Source organism: Ancylomarina sp., from assembly GCF_041555295.1.
In the GTDB taxonomy this organism is placed as follows: Bacteria; Bacteroidota; Bacteroidia; order Bacteroidales; family Marinifilaceae; genus Ancylomarina.
The window spans coordinates 1-1,140 of the sequence record NZ_JBFFKR010000499.1 but is presented as its reverse complement, the minus strand read 5'-3'; the positions used below and the strand labels follow the sequence as shown (position 1 = coordinate 1,140).

The window sequence follows — 1,140 nt, the reverse complement described above, 5'->3', positions numbered from 1 at the left end:
GTATCTAACATTGGTTCATGGCAAATTTGAAGGCGACACATACTTCCCTAAAGTTGACTCAAAAATATGGACTAGTTTGAAACGTGAAGATCATATGCCTGATGCTAAAAATGAGCACGCATATTCTTTCATCGATTACGAGAGAAAATAGAATATGATTGAGCTAAAAGCTTTAAATGAAAATCATGTTTCTCCATTTTATAAATGGCTTAATGATGTTGATAGTATCAGATATTCGCTCTCAGCATTTCAGAAAATAAATCACTCGGGAGAAGTTGATGTTTGGTTCAGATCTGTTCTTGAAGACAAAAAGAATCTAAACCTTGGCATTTTCTTGAAAAGCAGTAAACAGTTAATTGGTTTTACAGGTATTTGCAAAATTTCAAGCCTAAATAGATCTGGAGAATACTTTATTTTTATCGGCGATAAATCGATGTGGGGTAAAGGAATTGGCTCTGAAGTAACGAAGCAAATTCTTAAGATTGCGTTCCTTGAAAAAGGATTAAATCGTCTGATGCTAACCGTTTCAAAACCTAATATCGGAGGCGTTAAAGCCTATCAGAAGGCTGGATTTATTGCAGAAGGGAAATGCAGACAAGCGTGTTTTAGGGATGGAAAATTCCATGACAAACTTATCATGTCAATTTTAAAAGATGAATATCTCAAAGCGATCAAAGCATAAAACAAAAAAAAGTCTGGTAAATCACCAGACTTTTGTTTTTATATAGAATGCAAACTTAAGCTATTCTCAAATGTTTCATGTTGGTTTTTTCCAATTTACCAGCAGCATATTCAGCATCAATCCTCACAGATTTTTCACCAGAAGTTGGTAATTCGAACATCGCATCCATCATGATTGCTTCGCAAATTGAACGTAAACCACGTGCCCCCAATTTGTATTCCAAAGCCTTATCAACGATATATTCCAAAGCATTCTCATCGAAAGTTAATTCAATATCATCAATTTTAAACAGCTTGTTGTATTGCTTAATGATTGAATTTTTAGGCTCAGTTAGAATATCTCGAAGTGCCTCACGATCTAAGGGCTCTAAATAAGTTAGAACAGGTAGACGACCAATAATTTCAGGAATCAAACCAAATGATTTTAAATCCTGTGGAGCTATGTATTGCAATAAGTTT

2 protein-coding genes and 1 pseudogene are annotated in these 1,140 nt (G+C 34.4%); 2 read left to right on the top strand and 1 reads right to left on the bottom strand.

Annotated features, from left to right (window positions below; translation table 11 throughout):
• Positions 1–10 precede the first annotated feature (10 nt).
• Both ABY905_RS17430 and ABY905_RS17425 read left to right on the top strand, forming a co-directional pair.
• Positions 11–151, top strand: a complete 141-nt coding sequence (locus ABY905_RS17430; RefSeq protein WP_372646200.1) for a dihydrofolate reductase — start codon at positions 11–13, stop codon at positions 149–151.
• Positions 152–154: 3 nt separating this feature from the next.
• Complete coding sequence (locus ABY905_RS17425; RefSeq protein ID WP_372646198.1) at positions 155–682, top strand: GNAT family N-acetyltransferase; 528 nt, start codon at positions 155–157, stop codon at positions 680–682.
• A gap of 55 nt (positions 683–737) precedes the next feature.
• Here ABY905_RS17425 and ABY905_RS17420 read toward each other — a convergent pair.
• Positions 738–1,140 (bottom strand): annotated as a pseudogene (locus ABY905_RS17420) (ATP-dependent Clp protease ATP-binding subunit ClpX); the annotation flags it as partial.

What these genes read in the sequence shown, in the direction of transcription:
- ABY905_RS17425 (WP_372646198.1), top strand. Translation starts at nt 155, where the DNA reads ATGATTGAGCTAAAAGCTTTAAATGAAAATCATGTTTCTCCATTTTAT.